16 protein-coding genes and 1 riboswitch are annotated in these 14,484 nt (G+C 66.8%); of the genes, 12 read left to right on the plus strand and 4 right to left on the minus strand.

All coding sequences use genetic code 11. The features are described from left to right. Positions 1–16: 16 nt before the first annotated feature. Positions 17–454, plus strand: coding sequence for a hypothetical protein (locus AC2IR1_RS20370; RefSeq protein WP_486473806.1), 438 nt, complete (start codon positions 17–19; stop codon positions 452–454). Here the strand turns inward: AC2IR1_RS20370 and AC2IR1_RS20375 are convergent. After that, positions 438–1,055: a LysE/ArgO family amino acid transporter gene (locus AC2IR1_RS20375; protein WP_486473807.1), complete on the minus strand. Its 618-nt coding sequence runs from the start codon at positions 1,053–1,055 to the stop codon at positions 438–440. The two genes, AC2IR1_RS20370 and AC2IR1_RS20375, sit on opposite strands and share 17 nt — an antisense overlap. An 88-nt stretch (positions 1,056–1,143) precedes the next feature. Between AC2IR1_RS20375 and AC2IR1_RS20380 the strand changes: the two genes are divergently transcribed. Further along, positions 1,144–2,046, plus strand: coding sequence for a LysR family transcriptional regulator ArgP (locus tag AC2IR1_RS20380; RefSeq protein ID WP_486473808.1), 903 nt, complete (start codon positions 1,144–1,146; stop codon positions 2,044–2,046). A gap of 158 nt (positions 2,047–2,204) precedes the next feature. On the opposite strand, the gene AC2IR1_RS20385 is transcribed toward AC2IR1_RS20380, so the two are convergent. Continuing rightward, complete coding sequence (locus AC2IR1_RS20385; RefSeq protein ID WP_486473809.1) at positions 2,205–3,071, minus strand: glycosyltransferase family 2 protein; 867 nt, start codon at positions 3,069–3,071, stop codon at positions 2,205–2,207. 121 nt (positions 3,072–3,192) lie between these two features. Here AC2IR1_RS20385 and miaB point away from each other — a divergent pair, with 121 nt between their 5' ends. From miaB to AC2IR1_RS20405, 4 genes are all read left to right on the plus strand, one after another. Beyond that, on the plus strand, positions 3,193–4,518 hold the full coding sequence (miaB, locus tag AC2IR1_RS20390) for a tRNA (N6-isopentenyl adenosine(37)-C2)-methylthiotransferase MiaB (RefSeq protein ID WP_486473810.1): 1,326 nt from the start codon (positions 3,193–3,195) through the stop codon (positions 4,516–4,518). Between the two features lie 227 nt (positions 4,519–4,745). Continuing rightward, positions 4,746–5,333, plus strand: coding sequence for an OmpA family protein (locus AC2IR1_RS20395; protein WP_486473811.1), 588 nt, complete (start codon positions 4,746–4,748; stop codon positions 5,331–5,333). A 12-nt stretch (positions 5,334–5,345) separates the two neighbouring features. Further along, positions 5,346–5,669: a hypothetical protein gene (locus AC2IR1_RS20400; RefSeq protein ID WP_486473812.1), complete on the plus strand. Its 324-nt coding sequence runs from the start codon at positions 5,346–5,348 to the stop codon at positions 5,667–5,669. A 184-nt stretch (positions 5,670–5,853) separates the two neighbouring features. Next, positions 5,854–6,882: a PhoH family protein gene (locus AC2IR1_RS20405; protein ID WP_486473813.1), complete on the plus strand. Its 1,029-nt coding sequence runs from the start codon at positions 5,854–5,856 to the stop codon at positions 6,880–6,882. On the opposite strand, the gene AC2IR1_RS20410 is transcribed toward AC2IR1_RS20405, so the two are convergent. After that, positions 6,858–7,238: a hypothetical protein gene (locus AC2IR1_RS20410; RefSeq protein ID WP_486473814.1), complete on the minus strand. Its 381-nt coding sequence runs from the start codon at positions 7,236–7,238 to the stop codon at positions 6,858–6,860. The two genes, AC2IR1_RS20405 and AC2IR1_RS20410, sit on opposite strands and share 25 nt — an antisense overlap. Positions 7,239–7,315: 77 nt before the next feature. Between AC2IR1_RS20410 and ybeY the strand changes: the two genes are divergently transcribed. The 6 genes from ybeY (at position 7,316) to trmB (ending at position 13,428) form a co-directional block, all read left to right on the plus strand. Continuing rightward, positions 7,316–7,849: an rRNA maturation RNase YbeY gene (gene ybeY / locus AC2IR1_RS20415; RefSeq protein WP_486473815.1), complete on the plus strand. Its 534-nt coding sequence runs from the start codon at positions 7,316–7,318 to the stop codon at positions 7,847–7,849. Between the two features lie 408 nt (positions 7,850–8,257). Beyond that, positions 8,258–9,202, plus strand: coding sequence for a hemolysin family protein (locus AC2IR1_RS20420; RefSeq protein WP_486476443.1), 945 nt, complete (start codon positions 8,258–8,260; stop codon positions 9,200–9,202). A 74-nt stretch (positions 9,203–9,276) separates the two neighbouring features. Continuing rightward, positions 9,277–10,794, plus strand: coding sequence for an apolipoprotein N-acyltransferase (gene lnt, locus AC2IR1_RS20425; protein ID WP_486473816.1), 1,518 nt, complete (start codon positions 9,277–9,279; stop codon positions 10,792–10,794). 42 nt (positions 10,795–10,836) lie between these two features. After that, a riboswitch (SAM-SAH riboswitch) is annotated at positions 10,837–10,888 on the plus strand. A 7-nt stretch (positions 10,889–10,895) separates the two neighbouring features. Beyond that, entirely contained in the window at positions 10,896–12,077 is a 1,182-nt protein-coding gene (metK, locus tag AC2IR1_RS20430; protein ID WP_486473817.1) for a methionine adenosyltransferase, read from the plus strand. A gap of 78 nt (positions 12,078–12,155) precedes the next feature. Beyond that, a complete protein-coding gene (locus AC2IR1_RS20435; RefSeq protein WP_486473818.1) occupies positions 12,156–12,677 on the plus strand; it encodes an AAA family ATPase in 522 nt (173 codons plus the stop codon). 31 nt (positions 12,678–12,708) lie between these two features. Beyond that, positions 12,709–13,428 carry a tRNA (guanosine(46)-N7)-methyltransferase TrmB gene (gene trmB, locus AC2IR1_RS20440; protein ID WP_486473819.1) on the plus strand — a complete coding sequence of 240 codons (720 nt, stop codon included), beginning with the start codon at positions 12,709–12,711 and terminating at the stop codon, positions 13,426–13,428. Between the two features lie 261 nt (positions 13,429–13,689). Here the strand turns inward: trmB and AC2IR1_RS20445 are convergent, their stop codons facing one another. Continuing rightward, complete coding sequence (locus AC2IR1_RS20445; RefSeq protein ID WP_486473820.1) at positions 13,690–14,478, minus strand: enoyl-ACP reductase FabI; 789 nt, start codon at positions 14,476–14,478, stop codon at positions 13,690–13,692. Positions 14,479–14,484 lie beyond the last annotated feature (6 nt).

Genomic DNA, 14,484 nt, shown 5'->3' on the forward strand with positions numbered 1-14,484 from the left:
CCGCGACCCTGCCGTCATGTACCGCCTGAAACCCGGCATCAAACGCGATCCACAGCGCCGCTGGCAGCTGCCCGACCGGATCTTCTTCGGCCATGGCGCCTGCCATATCCTGGCCGGGGTCTTCCTCTCCGATCCGCCACGGCCGGGGTTTCACGCCGAACGGATCATCCCCGGCGAGGGCTTTGCCGGGAACCACATCTTCGTCACAGACGGCACGATCGCCTTCGACTTCCACGGCTGCAGCTGCCGCACCCGGCTGCTGCGCCACCACACCGGCCAGTGGTCCGAAGCCTCCGCCCCGGGCTGGCACTGCAGCCTCGAACGGGTCACCTTCGACCTGCTAGAAACAGCCGAGCTCAACGCGCGCAAGATGCTGGGGCCCGACCAGTACCTGCATGACCCGCGCCCCCGCGCCCAAGCCTTTATTGCCCGGGCCTTCAAGCCCCGCCCCTGACGACCTCAAGCACCAGCGACAGCGCCACCGCCCACATCACCAGCGCCACCAGCGCGTCCAGCACCCGCCAGGCCACCGGCCTGCGGAACAGCGGCACCAGCAGGCGCGCGCCATAGGCCAGGGTGAAGAAGAAGAAGAAAGAGGCACAGATCGCCCCGGCGCCAAAGGCCCGCGCCGCGCCGAACCCCGCCGAGACCGTGCCCAGCAGCACCAGCGTGTCCAGGTAGACATGCGGATTGGCCCAGGTCAGCGCGGCGCAGGTGGCCAGCACCCGGCCCAGCGGCGCGGCCTCCGCCTCCGCCGCACGCAGGCTCTGCCCGCCGCGCCAGGCGGCCCACGCGGCCCGCGCGCCGTAGATCCCCAGCCAGACCGCCCCGCCCAGCGCCACCAGCCGCATCAGCCCCGGCACCGCCTGCGCCAGCGCGCCGGCGCCCGCCACGCCCGCGCTGATCAGCACCGCATCCGAAACCGCGCAGAACAGCGCCACCGCAAAGACATGGCGACGCAGGATCCCCTGCCGCAGCACGAAGGCGTTCTGCGCCCCGATCGCCAGGATCAGCGACAGCCCAACCCCGAATCCCGCCCGAAAAGCCTCTTCCATCCATCCACTCCTTGGTCACGCCGCTTGGCCTAAGCCCCCGGCTACGATAGATCCAATGAATGTTCCTGCATGATCATTAGAGAAACTGATGCAGCTCGACCGCGCCCAGCTTGCCACCCTCTCCGCCATCCTCCGCCTCGGCTCGTTCGAGGCGGCGGCGGCCGAACTGGGCCTGACGCAATCCGCCGTCTCCCAACGGCTGCGCGCGCTGGAGGAACGCATCGGCACGCCGCTGGTCCGGCGCGGGCCGCCCGCCCGGCCCACCGACACCGGCGCCCGCCTCGCCCGCCACGCGGATGAGGTCGCCCTGCTGGAGGCAGAGACCCTGCGCCACCTGGGCCATGCCCCCTCCCCCGGGCAGATCCGCATCGCGGTCAATGCCGACAGCCTCGCCACCTGGGTTCCCGCCGCCCTGGCCCGCGCGCAGGCGGACATGCCCGGCACCACCTTCCAGGTGGAGATGGACGACCAGGACCATTCCGCCCGCTGGCTGCGCGAAGGGCAGGTCTCCGCCGCGATCACCGCCAGCACCGCCCCCCTGCCCGGCTGCGATGCCTTCCCGCTGGGCCAGTTGCGGTATCACGCCGTGGCCAGCCCCGCCTTCCGCGCCCGCCATTTCCCGCAGGGCGTGACGGCAGAGGCGCTGGCCCGGGCACCGATGCTGGTCTTCAACGAAAAGGATGCGCTGCAATCGGGCTGGCTGGCGCGCCTGCCGGGCGGCGCCGGGCTGCACCCGCCCGCCCATCGCCTGCCCTCGACCGAAGGCTTCACCCTCGCCGCCCTCTCGGGCCTCGGCTGGGGCATGAACCCCGAAGCGCTGGTGGCGCCCCATCTCGCCTCCGGCGCGCTGGTCGAACTCGTGCCGGGCGCGGCCTTCGACACGCCGCTCTGCTGGCAGGTCTCCCGCCTGCTGGCGCCCGCGCTGGCACCGCTCACCACGGCGCTGCGGCAGGGCGCAATGGGCGCGCTGCACCCGATCTCGACCGCCTGAAACGCACCGTCGCGTTACCGCCGCGATACCGACGTAATACCGACGTTAAAAACGCGCCTTTTCAGCCGCTTCCGCGATCTGTCCCGTGCTGTGATGAAAGGTATCCTGACACCTCCGGCAGGCGTCTGGAGGGCGTCTGGCGGGGGCGGCTCAGCGCCTCAGAACCACTGCCCGGGTTCCATCAGGCCCAGGTCCATCAACTGGCGCGAATGCCATTCGAACTTCTCCGAATTGTGCCAGTAGTAGCTGCCGATATCATAGCGCGATCCGGGGTTGGATTTCAGCGCCTTTGCGGTGCGGAAGGAGCAGACGCAGGCGGTCAGGTTGTGGTGCCATGGGCAGGAATAGGTGTTATATTCCTGGTCGTTGAACAGGTAGTTCTCGCCCAGCATCAGGCCCGGCCGGGCACGGAACAGCGACACCCGATCGATCTTCCGCTTCGCCTCGGGAATGTGTTCCTCGTAGCGCCAGCGCAGCCCGCCGTGGAAATCCAGCTGCCGCTCGCGGGCATTGCCCCATTCGTCATTGCGCGCCAGGGCGTAGTAGCCGGCCCGGTCCAGATGCGCCCGCTCGATCGAGACGGCCAGGGGAAACTGTTCAAGATCATCGGCATAGAGGTCGATGACATAGGTCAGCATGGCATCGCGCCGCTCCTCCGTGTGGAAGGTCAGCAGCTCCCCCACGGTGCGGGTCTCGCAGAAGGGATGGAACAGGAATTCGGAATTGTAGCAGTAGTACAGCCATGTTCCCGGCGGCGCGGCCTCGTTCACCAGGTTGACCGCGTTCATCAGCGCCTTGCGCGGCGCCATGGAATAGCGGATCCGGTGCACGTCCGCCTTCAGGTCATCGGGCAGCGGAAACTCGTCCGGCGCCAGCAGCAGCACCTGCCGGAACCCCGCGTCGCGGTGATGGCGCAGGGTGGTGTCCAGCTCCACCTGGTCCTCGGCGAAGATCATCGCGATCGGGCCCTTGGCCAGCAGGTCCTTGCCCCGCCTCAGGAAGCTGTCCAGCCCGTCGAAATGCATCCGTCATCCTTTCCATCCGCTGCCGCAAGGAAGCCCCGATCCTCTGCGGATTGCAAGGGGGGCGGCATCTGGTGTAGGACCAGCCCCTGATCCCCGAATGACCGCCCGGAGGCAGAGCGCCATGTCCAGCCCCAAGAAGCTCTTCATCAAGACCTACGGCTGCCAGATGAACGTCTACGACAGCGAGCGCATGGCAGAGGCCCTGGGCCCCTCCGGCTACACCGAGGTCTCCTCCCCCGACGAGGCGGACATGATCCTGCTGAACACCTGCCATATCCGTGAAAAGGCAGCGGAAAAGGTCTATTCGGAGCTGGGCCGGTTCAAGCATCTCAAGGCCGCGAAACCTGATCTGAAGATCGGCGTCGCCGGCTGTGTCGCGCAGGCGGAAGGGCAGGAAATCATGCTGCGCCAGCCCATGGTGGACATGGTCGTCGGCCCGCAAAGCTATCACCGTCTGCCCGAGATGGAGGCAAAGGCCGGGCGCGGGGAGAAGGTGCTCGACACCGAATTCCCCGAGGAAGACAAGTTCGAGAAGCTGAAGCAGCGCCCCAAGGCCCGCCGCGCGCCCGCCGCCTTCCTCACCGTGCAGGAGGGCTGCGACAAGTTCTGCGCCTTCTGTGTCGTGCCCTACACCCGCGGGGCAGAGGTCTCCCGCCCGGCGGATCGCGTGCTGACCGAAGCGCGTGAGCTGGTGGACCGTGGCGTGCGCGAAATCACCCTGCTGGGCCAGAACGTGAACGCCTACCATGGCGAAGGCCCCGACGGCCGCGACTGGGGCCTGGCACGTCTGATCCGTACCCTGGCAGAGATCGACGGGCTGGAACGCATCCGCTTCACCACCTCGCACCCCAACGACATGGAAGACGACCTGATCCGTGCCCATGGCGATTGCGAAAAGCTGATGCCCTACCTGCACTTGCCCGTGCAGTCCGGCTCCGACCGCATCCTGAAGCGGATGAACCGCAGCCATACCCGGGACAGCTACATGGCCGTGATCGACCGCATCCGCGAAGCCCGCCCGGACATCGCGCTTTCCGGCGACTTCATCGTCGGCTTCCCTGAAGAAACGGACGAGGACTTCCGCCAGACCATGGATCTGGTCGAGCGGGTCAACTACGCCTCCTGCTTCTCCTTCAAGTATTCCTCCCGCCCCGGCACCCCGGCGGCGGAACGCGGCGGGCAGGTCGCGCCGGTGGTTGCCTCCGAACGCCTGACGGAACTGCAGGCGCTGCTGAACCGGCAGCAGACCGACTTCATGCATGCCATTGTCGGGCGCGAGGTCGGCGTGCTGTTCGAAAAGCCGGGCCGCCACCCCGGACAGATGGTCGGCAAGTCGGACCACCTGCATTCCGTGCATGTCGACGCCCCCGATATCGCTGTGGGAGAGCTGCGTCGCGTGCGGATCACCTCGGCCGGGCCGAACTCGCTCTCCGGCACCCTGGTCTGAGCCGCCGGGAAGGGCACTTTTACCCGCCGGACGCGCATCAATCCCGCCGAAATGGCCAGATTTGGTGGCCGGACTGCAACCAATGGCCAGACTTGGGTCTCATGCGGGGCTGAACTCTCTTCACAAGAGGGGTCTTCTGCTGCAATGTGAAAGCGCAAAATATTGCCGGGCCCCGGAAAAATCGGTTGCAAGCCGGTCGGGTCCGACCGTGGGGGACAGAAAGGACATTGGTTGTGGTAGAGACTTTTGCGGAAATCGCCCGGCGCAGCATTCGCGCGCTCGCGGCGGCTGCGCTTGGCCTGGCCGTGCTGCTGACCGGTTTCTCCGGTGCCGCGCAGGCCCAGGGCAAGGGATGGAACGAACCCTATGTGCCGACGATCTGGGTTGACCCGGACGGCTGCGAGCACTGGGTGATGGATGATGGTGCAGAGGGCTACATGACCCCCCACCTGACCCGGGACGGCCTGCCGGTCTGTCGGCGCCAGAACGTCTGCGGCGTCCTGCCGTCCGACCAGTTCTTCGCCACCGACAAATACGCGATCAACGCCGCCAACCGTCGCCGCCTGGAAGACTTCTTCCGCAATGCCGGCGCCACGTCCTACATCATCATCGGCCACACCGACAGCCGGGCGTCCGACGCCTACAACCTGCGCCTGTCGATGAACCGCGCCAATGCCGTGGCACAGATTGCCTCGGCCACCGGGGCGCGGATCGCGGATGTGCGCGGCTACGGGGAACGCTACCCCGCCCAGCCGAACACCACCGCCGCCGGCATGGCCGCCAACCGGCGCGTCGAAATCATCTGCATCCGCTGAGGGGGACCAGCCATGCATCTCATGAAAGCCGCATCCGGCGTTCTGGTTCTGGCCAGCCTGGCCGCCTGTACGCACCCTGCCAACGTGCCGGGGGACAAGAGCATCGACTACGGGATCAACTCCCACCACCTCTCGACCATGAAGGCCGGGATCTGGGTCGATCCCGAAGGCTGTGACCACTGGATCATCGACGACGGCCTGGAAGGCTACGCCGATGCCCGCCTGGACAAGTACGGCAAGCCCGTCTGCTCCGGCATCGCGCCGCCGAACACCGCCACCGGCGGGTTCAAGCGGGGCTCCGGCATTCCGGATCCGACCCAGGCCCCCGGGACCTGATCGCTTGCCCGCCCGGATCCTCCGCGCGAAACGACCTGCAATGCCGCAAGCCTCCGCTTGCGGCATTTTCCGTCCCAAAGGGGGCAACGGGGCATTCCGCTCTTGCCGGATCCCTCCGCCCCTGCCACGCTGAACCCATGGCACGCCGGTGCCGCGCACCGGCCACGACTTGAAGGAGCGCTACTTGGCCACCAGCCTGCTGACCCCGAACATGGATGACAACACCACCATCTCCGAAGCCTCGGTCGAATTTCCCGACAACCTGCTGCTCATCGAGCTCTGCGGCGAATTCGACAAGAACCTGGCTTACCTGGAACAGCAGCTCGGCACACAGATCCTGCGACGCGGCAACCACCTGGTTGCCCATGGCGACGAAGCCGCCGCGCAGGAAACCGTGTCCGTCCTGCGCGCGCTCTACGCCCGGCTGGAAGCCCACCGGGAAGTGACCCAGGCCGATATCGACCGCGAACTGCGCATGAAGGATCCCGCCCTCCTGGCCCCGGCCTCCCCGACGCCGGACGGCACGGATCAGCTTGAAATGTTCCGTGGCGGCGATGTGGAGATCAAGACCCGCCGCAAGATGGTGGAACCCCGCACCGAGGCGCAGAAGCAATATGTGCAGAACCTCTATGAGCACGAGCTGAGCTTCGGCATCGGCCCGGCGGGGACCGGCAAGACCTACCTGGCCGTCGCCGTCGCGGTGAACCACTTCATCGAAGGCAATGTCGACAAGATCATCCTCTGCCGCCCCGCCGTCGAAGCGGGGGAGCGCCTGGGCTTCCTGCCCGGCACGCAGGAGGAAAAGGTCGATCCCTACATGCAGCCCCTCTATGACGCGCTGAACGATTTCCTGGGCGCCAAGGACGTGGGCAAGCTGCGCGAGGCCAAGAAGATCGAAATCGCGCCGCTGGCCTTCATGCGGGGCCGCACCCTGTCCAACGCCTTCGTGGTGCTGGACGAGGCGCAGAACGCCACCACCATGCAGATGAAGATGTTCCTGACCCGTCTGGGCGAGGGGTCGCGCATGGTCATCACCGGCGACCGCAGCCAGGTCGACCTGCCGCGCGGCGTGCAATCGGGCCTGCGAGAGGCCGAACGCCTGCTGGGCACGATCCCCGACATCAGCTTCAACTACTTCACGGCCAAGGACGTCGTGCGCCACCACCTGGTCGCCAAGATCATCGAGGCCTACGAGGCAGACGAAGCGAGCTGAGGCGCGACCCAGCCGAACCAGCTCAGCACCAGCCCCATCAGGCTGAGGGCCCCGGTCCAGACCCAGGTTGCCGGACCGGGCTCCGCCTGGGGTGCCGTCGGGAAATAGAGCCTGTAGGCGCCCCCCGCCGTCAGCATCCAGCCCGCCAGCGTGACCAGCAGGGTCCAGTCCGCCCGCCATCCGGCGTGAAAGGCCAGCACGCCGACCCCGGCTGCCAGCAATATCATCCCGTTCATGTGCACCTGCGCGGGCGTGATGCCCTTCCAGATCCCGAAGTGGAGCACTTCGGAACTGGTGACGGCAAAAAGCACCGGCCCAAGCAGGCGCGCAATGATCTCGGCGGTGGTCAGGGTCATGTCGCGGGTTCCCCGATGCGATGGCCCGGCGGCCTATGGGACTTGGCGCGCGGCCCGGGCTGGGATATGGGCGCAGCATGACCCAATCCGCCGCCCCTGTCGCCCCACTCGTCGATTGCGTGATCGAAGACCCCCGCTGGGATGAAAGCGGGCTGGAGGCGCTGTCCGAAAAGGCGGCGAAGGCCGTGCTTGCGCACCTGGATCTGGGCACGGCGGGCTACGAGATCTGCGTCATGGGATGCGACGATGCACGCATCGCCACCCTGAACACCGAATTCCGCGGCAAGCCGGTTCCCACCAACGTCCTGTCCTGGCCGGCAGAGGAACTGGCGGCGGAAGAGGAAGGCGGCGCGCCCGAGCTGCCCCCGGAAGGGGAAGACGACGGCCCCTTCGGCCCGGTGGAGCTGGGCGATATCGCGATATCCTGGGATACCTGCGCGCGGGAAGCCGCCGAAAGCGACAAGCCGTTCGAGGACCACGTGACGCACCTGGTCGTTCACGGAATCCTTCATTTGCTGGGGTACGACCACATTCGCGACGGCGATGCCGACCTGATGGAAGGTATCGAGACGGAAATACTTGGCAAACTGGGCATCCCTGACCCATATTAGACAAGGCCGCATGGTGCGGCCGGTTACTGGAAAGGAACAATGGGCGACAGCATAGACGGGTCTTCTAACGCGGCGCAGCGCGCGCGTTCCATGACCCCGGACCCGGCACCGCGCAGCGCGGTGCGACTGGTCGAGACGGAGATCCCTGCAACACCGGCGGCGACGCCCCCGGCAGAACTGCGGACCTCCCACGCCTCAGGCTCCTCTCGGGGCCTGTCCGTGAATGGCTCCCCCATGAACGGTTCCATCCCCCCCAGCGGCATGCAGCCGAACGGGCACCAGGCGGCTGCCATGGCCACCGGCGGTGCCCGGCAGATGTCTGCGGCCAAGATGACTGAGGCCCAGATGTCTGCCCCGGTGTCTGCAGCCCAGGCCCCGGGAGCCCCGGGAACCCTGAACGGCTCCGCCATGCCGAGCGCACCGGGTGCGGGCAGCACGGTTGCGACCAACGCGCCGGGCGGGCAGCCCGCTTCGGCACCTGTCGCGCCCTCCACAGCGCCGCCGGCATCGAAAGCCCCGGGCGACAGCCCGCACCGGCCCGGCTTCCTGCGCCGTCTGCTTGGCGGCGCAAGACGGACCGAAGGCGGTCCGCAACAGGCGCCGAACGCCGGGACACCGGATCAGAAAAGCCCCCGCCGCCATTCGCTTCTGAACCTGCGCAACATGCGGGTCGAAGACGTGGCGATCCCCAAGGTCGAAATCGTCGCGGTGCCCAACACCATCAGCCAGGATGACCTGGTCGATGTCTTCCGTGAAAGCGGCATGACCCGACTGCCCGTCTACGAGGAAACGCTGGACCGGCCCAAGGGCTTCGTCCACCTCAAGGATTTCGCGCTGAAACATGGCTGGAACACGGCCTCCGTCTTCTCCCTGCCCGAACTGCTGCGCCCGCTGCTCTTCGTGCCGCCCTCCATGCCGATCGGCGTCCTGCTGCAGAAGATGCAGACCGAACGCAGGCACATGGCGCTGGTGATCGACGAATACGGTGGCGTGGACGGCCTTGTGACGATCGAGGACCTGATCGAGCAGGTCATCGGCGAGATCGAGGATGAGCACGACGTCGACGAAGACGCGCTGTGGACGCGGGAACCCTCGGGCAACTACCTGGCGCTTGCCAAGGCCCCGCTCGAAGATTTCGAGGCCGCCATCGGCCGGTCCCTGACCGAAGACGACAGCGTCGACGAGGAGGAGATCGACACCCTTGGCGGGCTGGTCTTCATGCTGGCAGGTCGCGTGCCTGCGCGGGGAGAGGTGGTGGAGCACCCCGCGGGCCACGAATTCGAAGTCGTGGACGCCGACCCCCGCCGCATCAAACGCCTGCGCGTCCGCCTTGCCGATCCGCATCAGGACTAACGCCCCTTCGCGTGACCGGGCCCGCCCGGTCACGCCCCCGCCGGCCAAGGGCCCCTTCCCCGAATGAGCAGAAGATGACCCGTCTCAAGCGTCTCGTTTGTCTCTGGCCCCTTGCGGCGGGCGTCCTGGCGGCTGCCGGGCAGGCGCCGCTCTATGCCTGGCCGCTGTCGATCGCAGGCTTTGCGCTGTTGTTCGTCGCTGTGCAGGATGCGCCCCGCCCACGGCGCGCGGCGCGCGCCGGGTGGCTGTTCGGCTTCGGCTATTTCGCGGCGGCGCTCGCCTGGCTGGTGGAACCCTTCATGGTGGACATCGCCCGCGATGGATGGATGGCGCCCTTTGCGCTGATCCTGATGGCGGGCGGGCTGGCCCTGTTCTGGGGTGGGGCGCTCTGGCTGTCGACGCGGCTGGCACCGCGCGGCCTGCCCGCCGTCCTGGCGGCCGCTTCCGCGCTGACGCTGGCGGAAGCGCTGCGCGGATGGATCTTCACCGGCTTCCCCTGGGCGCTGATTGGTCACAACCTGATCGGATCGCCCCTTCTGCCACTGGCGGCCCTTGCGGGGCCGCACGGCCTGACCCTGCTTCTGCTGCTGCCCGCCTTCGGGCTGGGCTGGACGCTGCGGGCCGACCGCCGGGCATGGCCGGCCGTGCTGACGCTGGCGGTCGCCCTGCTGCCCCTGACGCTGGCGCTTGCGCTGCCGCCCCGCGCTCTCCCCGCAGGCGAGGACGCACCGACCCTTCGGCTGATCCAGCCCAATGCGGCACAGCGCCAGAAGTGGGATCCGGAGATGATCCCCGTCTTTTTCCGGCGCCAGCTGACCTATACCGCAGCGGACACCGCAACAGGCGAACGACCGGACCTGATCATCTGGCCCGAAACCTCTGTCCCCTACCTGCTCAACGAAGGGACCGGCCTGACCGACATCCTGGCCGAGGCGGCACAGGGATCCCCGGTGGCCTTCGGCATCCAGCGGATGGAGGGTGACGCCTATTTCAACACGCTGGCGCTTCTGGATGGCAATGCCGACCTGGCCGATACCTACGACAAGCATCACCTGGTGCCCTTCGGGGAGTACCTGCCCCTTGCGCCCCTGCTCGGGCGGCTTGGTCTTGGCGCGCTGGCGGATCAGTTCGGCTCCGGCTACACGCCCGGACCCGGGCCACGGCTGTTCGACATTCCCGGCGTCGGCCGCGCCCTGCCCCTGATCTGCTACGAAGCGGTGTTCCCCCGGGACATCCGATCGGCGCCTGCACGACCCGACTTCCTGCTCCAGGTGACAAACGACGCCTGGTTCGGCAATTTCTCCGGCCCATACCAGCACCTTGCCCAGACCCGCCTGCGTGCGGTGGAAAACGGCCTGCCCCTCGTCCGGGTGGCCAATACCGGTGTCTCCGCGCTGATCTCGGCGGATGGCGAGGTCCTGGACAGCCTGCCCCTGAACACCGACGGATACATCGACGTGGCGCTCCCGCCGCCGTCCTCTCCGACGCCCTACAGCCGCTTCGGTGACCTTCCGGTGCTTATTTTGGCACTTTTCTTGCTGTGCGCTGGTGCAGGGGTGGCCGTTAACAGACGTTTCAGCGATCTGCCCTAAATCCAATTGACCCTGCCGCCCCAGCGGCCTAACCAAGAGTATTCGCCGCCCCAACGGCTTCCTGACGGGGCAGGTATGACGAATTATCGGAGCAAAATCTCATGTCACGCCAGAACTATATCTTCACCTCTGAATCCGTTTCAGAGGGCCACCCCGACAAGGTCTGCGACCGCATTTCTGATGCAGTTCTGGACGCTCTCATTGCCGAGGAACCCGAGGCCCGCGTCGCCTGTGAAACCTTTGCCACCACGAACCGGGTGGTCATCGGTGGCGAAATCGGCCTCTCCGACCAGGAAAAGCTTCACGACTACCTGGTCCACATGGACGACATCGTCCGCGCCTGCATCAAGGACATCGGCTACGAGCAGGACAAGTTCCACCATGAAACCGTGGAAATCACCAACCTGCTGCACGAACAGTCCGCGCATATCGCCCAGGGCGTGAACGCGTCCAACGACAAGGAAGAAGGCGCAGGCGACCAGGGCATCATGTTCGGCTTCGCCACCAACGAAACGCCGGAGCTGATGCCGGCGCCGATCCTCTATGCGCACAAGATCCTGAAGCGCCTGGCCGAGGTACGCAAGGACGGGACCGAACCGACCCTGCGCCCGGATGCCAAGTCGCAGCTGTCGCTGAAATACGAAGGCGGCAAGCCCGTCGGCGTGACCCAGCTTGTGCTGTCGACCCAGCATGCGGACGATGCCCAGACCTCGGCCCACATCCGCGACATCGTGGAACCCTACATCCGCGAAGTCCTGCCCGAGGGCTGGCTGACCGATGAAACCGAATGGTGGGTCAACCCGACCGGCAAGTTCGTCATCGGCGGCCCCGATGGTGACGCGGGCCTCACCGGCCGCAAGATCATCGTCGACACCTACGGCGGGGCTGCCCCGCACGGTGGCGGCGCCTTCTCCGGCAAGGATCCGACCAAGGTGGACCGTTCGGCCGCCTATGCCGCCCGCTACCTGGCCAAGAACATCGTGGCCGCGGGTCTTGCCGACAAGTGCAACATCCAGCTGTCCTATGCGATCGGCATCGCCAAGCCGCTGTCCATCTACGTGGACACCTACGGCACCGGCAAGGTCGATGAGGCCGAGATCGAAAAGGCCGTGGCCAAGTCCATGGACCTGACCCCGCGCGGCATCCGCACGCACCTGGACCTGAACAAGCCGATCTACCAGCGGACCGCGGCCTACGGCCACTTCGGGCGCACCCCGGACGAGGACGGCGGCTTCTCCTGGGAGAACACCGACCTGGTCGAGGCGATCAAGGCGAACCTCTGATCCCATAGCCACCGCTTGCAATGCAGCGCCCGGTCCCGCAAATGCGGGGCCGGGCGTTTGCGTATGGGACCAGAATGCATGCAGAGGGTCATGATCATCGGCGGCCCCGGCTCCGGCAAGTCGACCCTGGCACGCAAGCTGGCCGCGCGGACCGGGCTTCCCGTCGTGCATGCCGACCACCTGTACTGGGCGCCCGGCTGGCGCGAGCGACCGGCACCGGAACAGCACCGGCTGTTCAAAGAGGCCGCCGCCCGCCCGCGCTGGATCTTCGACGGCAACCACTCGGGCAGCTGGACGGCCCGGGCGGCCCGCGCCGACCTGGTGATCTGGCTGGATCTGCCTCAGGGGCTGCTGCTTTGGCGGGTGCTCTGCCGCTCCCTCCGCGACCTTGGCGGCACACGTCCGGACATGGCGCCGGGCTGCCCGGAACGGCTGGATCCGCAGTTCCTGCGCTTCGCCTGGCAGTTCCCCTCCCGCCGACCGAAGTTCGAAGCCCTGCTCAACGCAATCCTGACCTCCGGCGAGACCAGCCCCCGCGTCCACCGGCTGCGCAGCAGGCGCGCCGTCTCCCGCTTCCTTGCCCGTTTCCCTGACCATTGATCTGGCGCGCCTGTGCGGCTAGGAGAGCGCCATGAGCGAGACCAGCGACAAACACCCCTCCGGCGCGCCCTGGCGCAACTTCTACGGCCGTTTCAAGGGCAAGGGCCTGCGCCCCAGCCAGGAAGCCTACCTGGACGAGGACCTTGCGGGCCTCTCCCCCGGAAAGGTGAGCTGGGAGGACAACCCGGACCGTCTGCCGATCGACCTGCAAGCCCTGTTCGGCGGCAAGGATGTCTGGCTGGAGATCGGCTTTGGCGGCGGCGAACACCTGGTGCACCAGGCGGCCTCCAACCCGGATGTCGGGATCATCGGCGCGGAACCCTACATCAACGGCGTCGCCATGCTGCTGGGCAAAATCCGCGAAGCGGGTGTCGGCAACCTGGCTGTCCATCCGGGCGATGCCAGGGACCTCTTCGACGTGCTGCGCCCGGAATCGATCAGCCGTGCCTTTCTGCTCTATCCCGACCCCTGGCCCAAGAAGCGCCACCACCGGCGCCGCTTCGTGACGCCCGAACACCTGGAGCCGTTGCATCGCGTGCTGAAACCGGGTGCGATCTTCCGCGTGGCCACCGATATCCCCGACTACGTGCGCCAGACCCTGCAAGAGGTGCCGAAGGCCGGCTTCGAATGGCTGGCAGAGGGACCGACCGACTGGCGCGAACCCTGGGGAGACTGGATCTCCACCCGCTACGAACAGAAGGCGCTGCGCGAAGATCGCACGCCGCACTACCTGACGTTCCGCAGGATCTGACCACCACGTCCGAGAGGGATTTCGATCCGCAAGCGGATCGAAGCCTCCGGCGGGAGTATTTCCAGCCAACGAATAGAAAAAGAAGAACCTCTCGCCCGAACCAACGAGACGAGAGGCCCATTCTTTGGCGCGGTCATCGGGTCTCCACCCTGTACCGCCCCACGACCCTTCTGTATCAGGGCTAATTTTCCATTATTCGACGGCTGGAAATACTCCCGCCGGAGGCATTGGCACGCCCGCCCAGGGCGCGCCGCCGGGGCTTCAGAGGTTTTCCGGCTGCGGCATGCCCAGCACGTGATAACCGCCGTCCACCCGGATGATCTCGCCGCTTGTGCAGGACCCTGCGTCGGAGGCCAGGTAGACAGCCGTGCCGCCAACAGCATCCAGCGTCGCATTGGCGCGCAGCGGGGCGTTGGCTTCGGTCTGACGGAAGGTCTTGCGCGCGCCGGAGATCGCGGCACCTGCCAGGGTCTTCATCGGGCCGGGCGAGATCGCGTTTACGCGAATCCCGTCGGGGCCGAGGTCATTGGCCAGGTAGCGGACTGCCGATTCCAGCGCTGCTTTCGCTACGCCCATCACGTTGTAGTAGGGCGTCACGCGATTGGACCCCTGGTAGGTCAGCGTCAGGATCGTGCCGCCTTCCTTCATCAGCGGCGCCGCCCGGCGGGCGACGTCGATCAGGGAGAAGCAGGAGATGTCCAGCGAGTGCTTGAAGTTGTCGCGGCTGGTGTTGATGAACCGGCCCGCCAACTCATCCTTGCTGGAGTAGGCGATGGCATGCACGACGAAATCCAGGGTGCCCCACTTCTCCTTCAGCTCCGCGAAGGCGGCATCCATGGAGGCGTCATCGGTCACATCGACGTCGAGCAGGTAGTCCACTCCGATCGAGGCGGCGAGAGGCGCCACCCGCTTGCCGAAAGCCTCGCCCTGGTAGGAGAAGGCCATTTCGGCCCCCGCCTCGTGCATCGCCTTGGCGATGCCCCATGCGATGGAGCGGTCATTCGCGACCCCCATTACGAGGCCACGTTTGCCCTGCATCTGTCCTGTCATCTGTCT

Source organism: Pseudooceanicola sp. NS-SX8 (assembly GCF_057380755.1).

Coding starts and splice junctions, on each gene's coding strand:
- ybeY (WP_486473815.1), top strand. CDS start 7,316: ATGACCCAATCCGCCGCCCCTGTCGCCCCACTCGTCGATTGCGTGATC.
- AC2IR1_RS20445 (WP_486473820.1), bottom strand. CDS start 14,478: ATGACAGGACAGATGCAGGGCAAACGTGGCCTCGTAATGGGGGTCGCG.
- lnt (WP_486473816.1), top strand. CDS start 9,277: ATGACCCGTCTCAAGCGTCTCGTTTGTCTCTGGCCCCTTGCGGCGGGC.
- AC2IR1_RS20420 (WP_486476443.1), top strand. CDS start 8,258: ATGCCGAGCGCACCGGGTGCGGGCAGCACGGTTGCGACCAACGCGCCG.
- AC2IR1_RS20370 (WP_486473806.1), top strand. CDS start 17: ATGTACCGCCTGAAACCCGGCATCAAACGCGATCCACAGCGCCGCTGG.
- AC2IR1_RS20400 (WP_486473812.1), top strand. CDS start 5,346: ATGCATCTCATGAAAGCCGCATCCGGCGTTCTGGTTCTGGCCAGCCTG.
- AC2IR1_RS20380 (WP_486473808.1), top strand. CDS start 1,144: ATGCAGCTCGACCGCGCCCAGCTTGCCACCCTCTCCGCCATCCTCCGC.
- miaB (WP_486473810.1), top strand. CDS start 3,193: ATGTCCAGCCCCAAGAAGCTCTTCATCAAGACCTACGGCTGCCAGATG.
- AC2IR1_RS20410 (WP_486473814.1), bottom strand. CDS start 7,238: ATGACCCTGACCACCGCCGAGATCATTGCGCGCCTGCTTGGGCCGGTG.
- AC2IR1_RS20375 (WP_486473807.1), bottom strand. CDS start 1,055: ATGGAAGAGGCTTTTCGGGCGGGATTCGGGGTTGGGCTGTCGCTGATC.
- AC2IR1_RS20435 (WP_486473818.1), top strand. CDS start 12,156: ATGCAGAGGGTCATGATCATCGGCGGCCCCGGCTCCGGCAAGTCGACC.
- trmB (WP_486473819.1), top strand. CDS start 12,709: ATGAGCGAGACCAGCGACAAACACCCCTCCGGCGCGCCCTGGCGCAAC.
- metK (WP_486473817.1), top strand. CDS start 10,896: ATGTCACGCCAGAACTATATCTTCACCTCTGAATCCGTTTCAGAGGGC.
- AC2IR1_RS20385 (WP_486473809.1), bottom strand. CDS start 3,071: ATGCATTTCGACGGGCTGGACAGCTTCCTGAGGCGGGGCAAGGACCTG.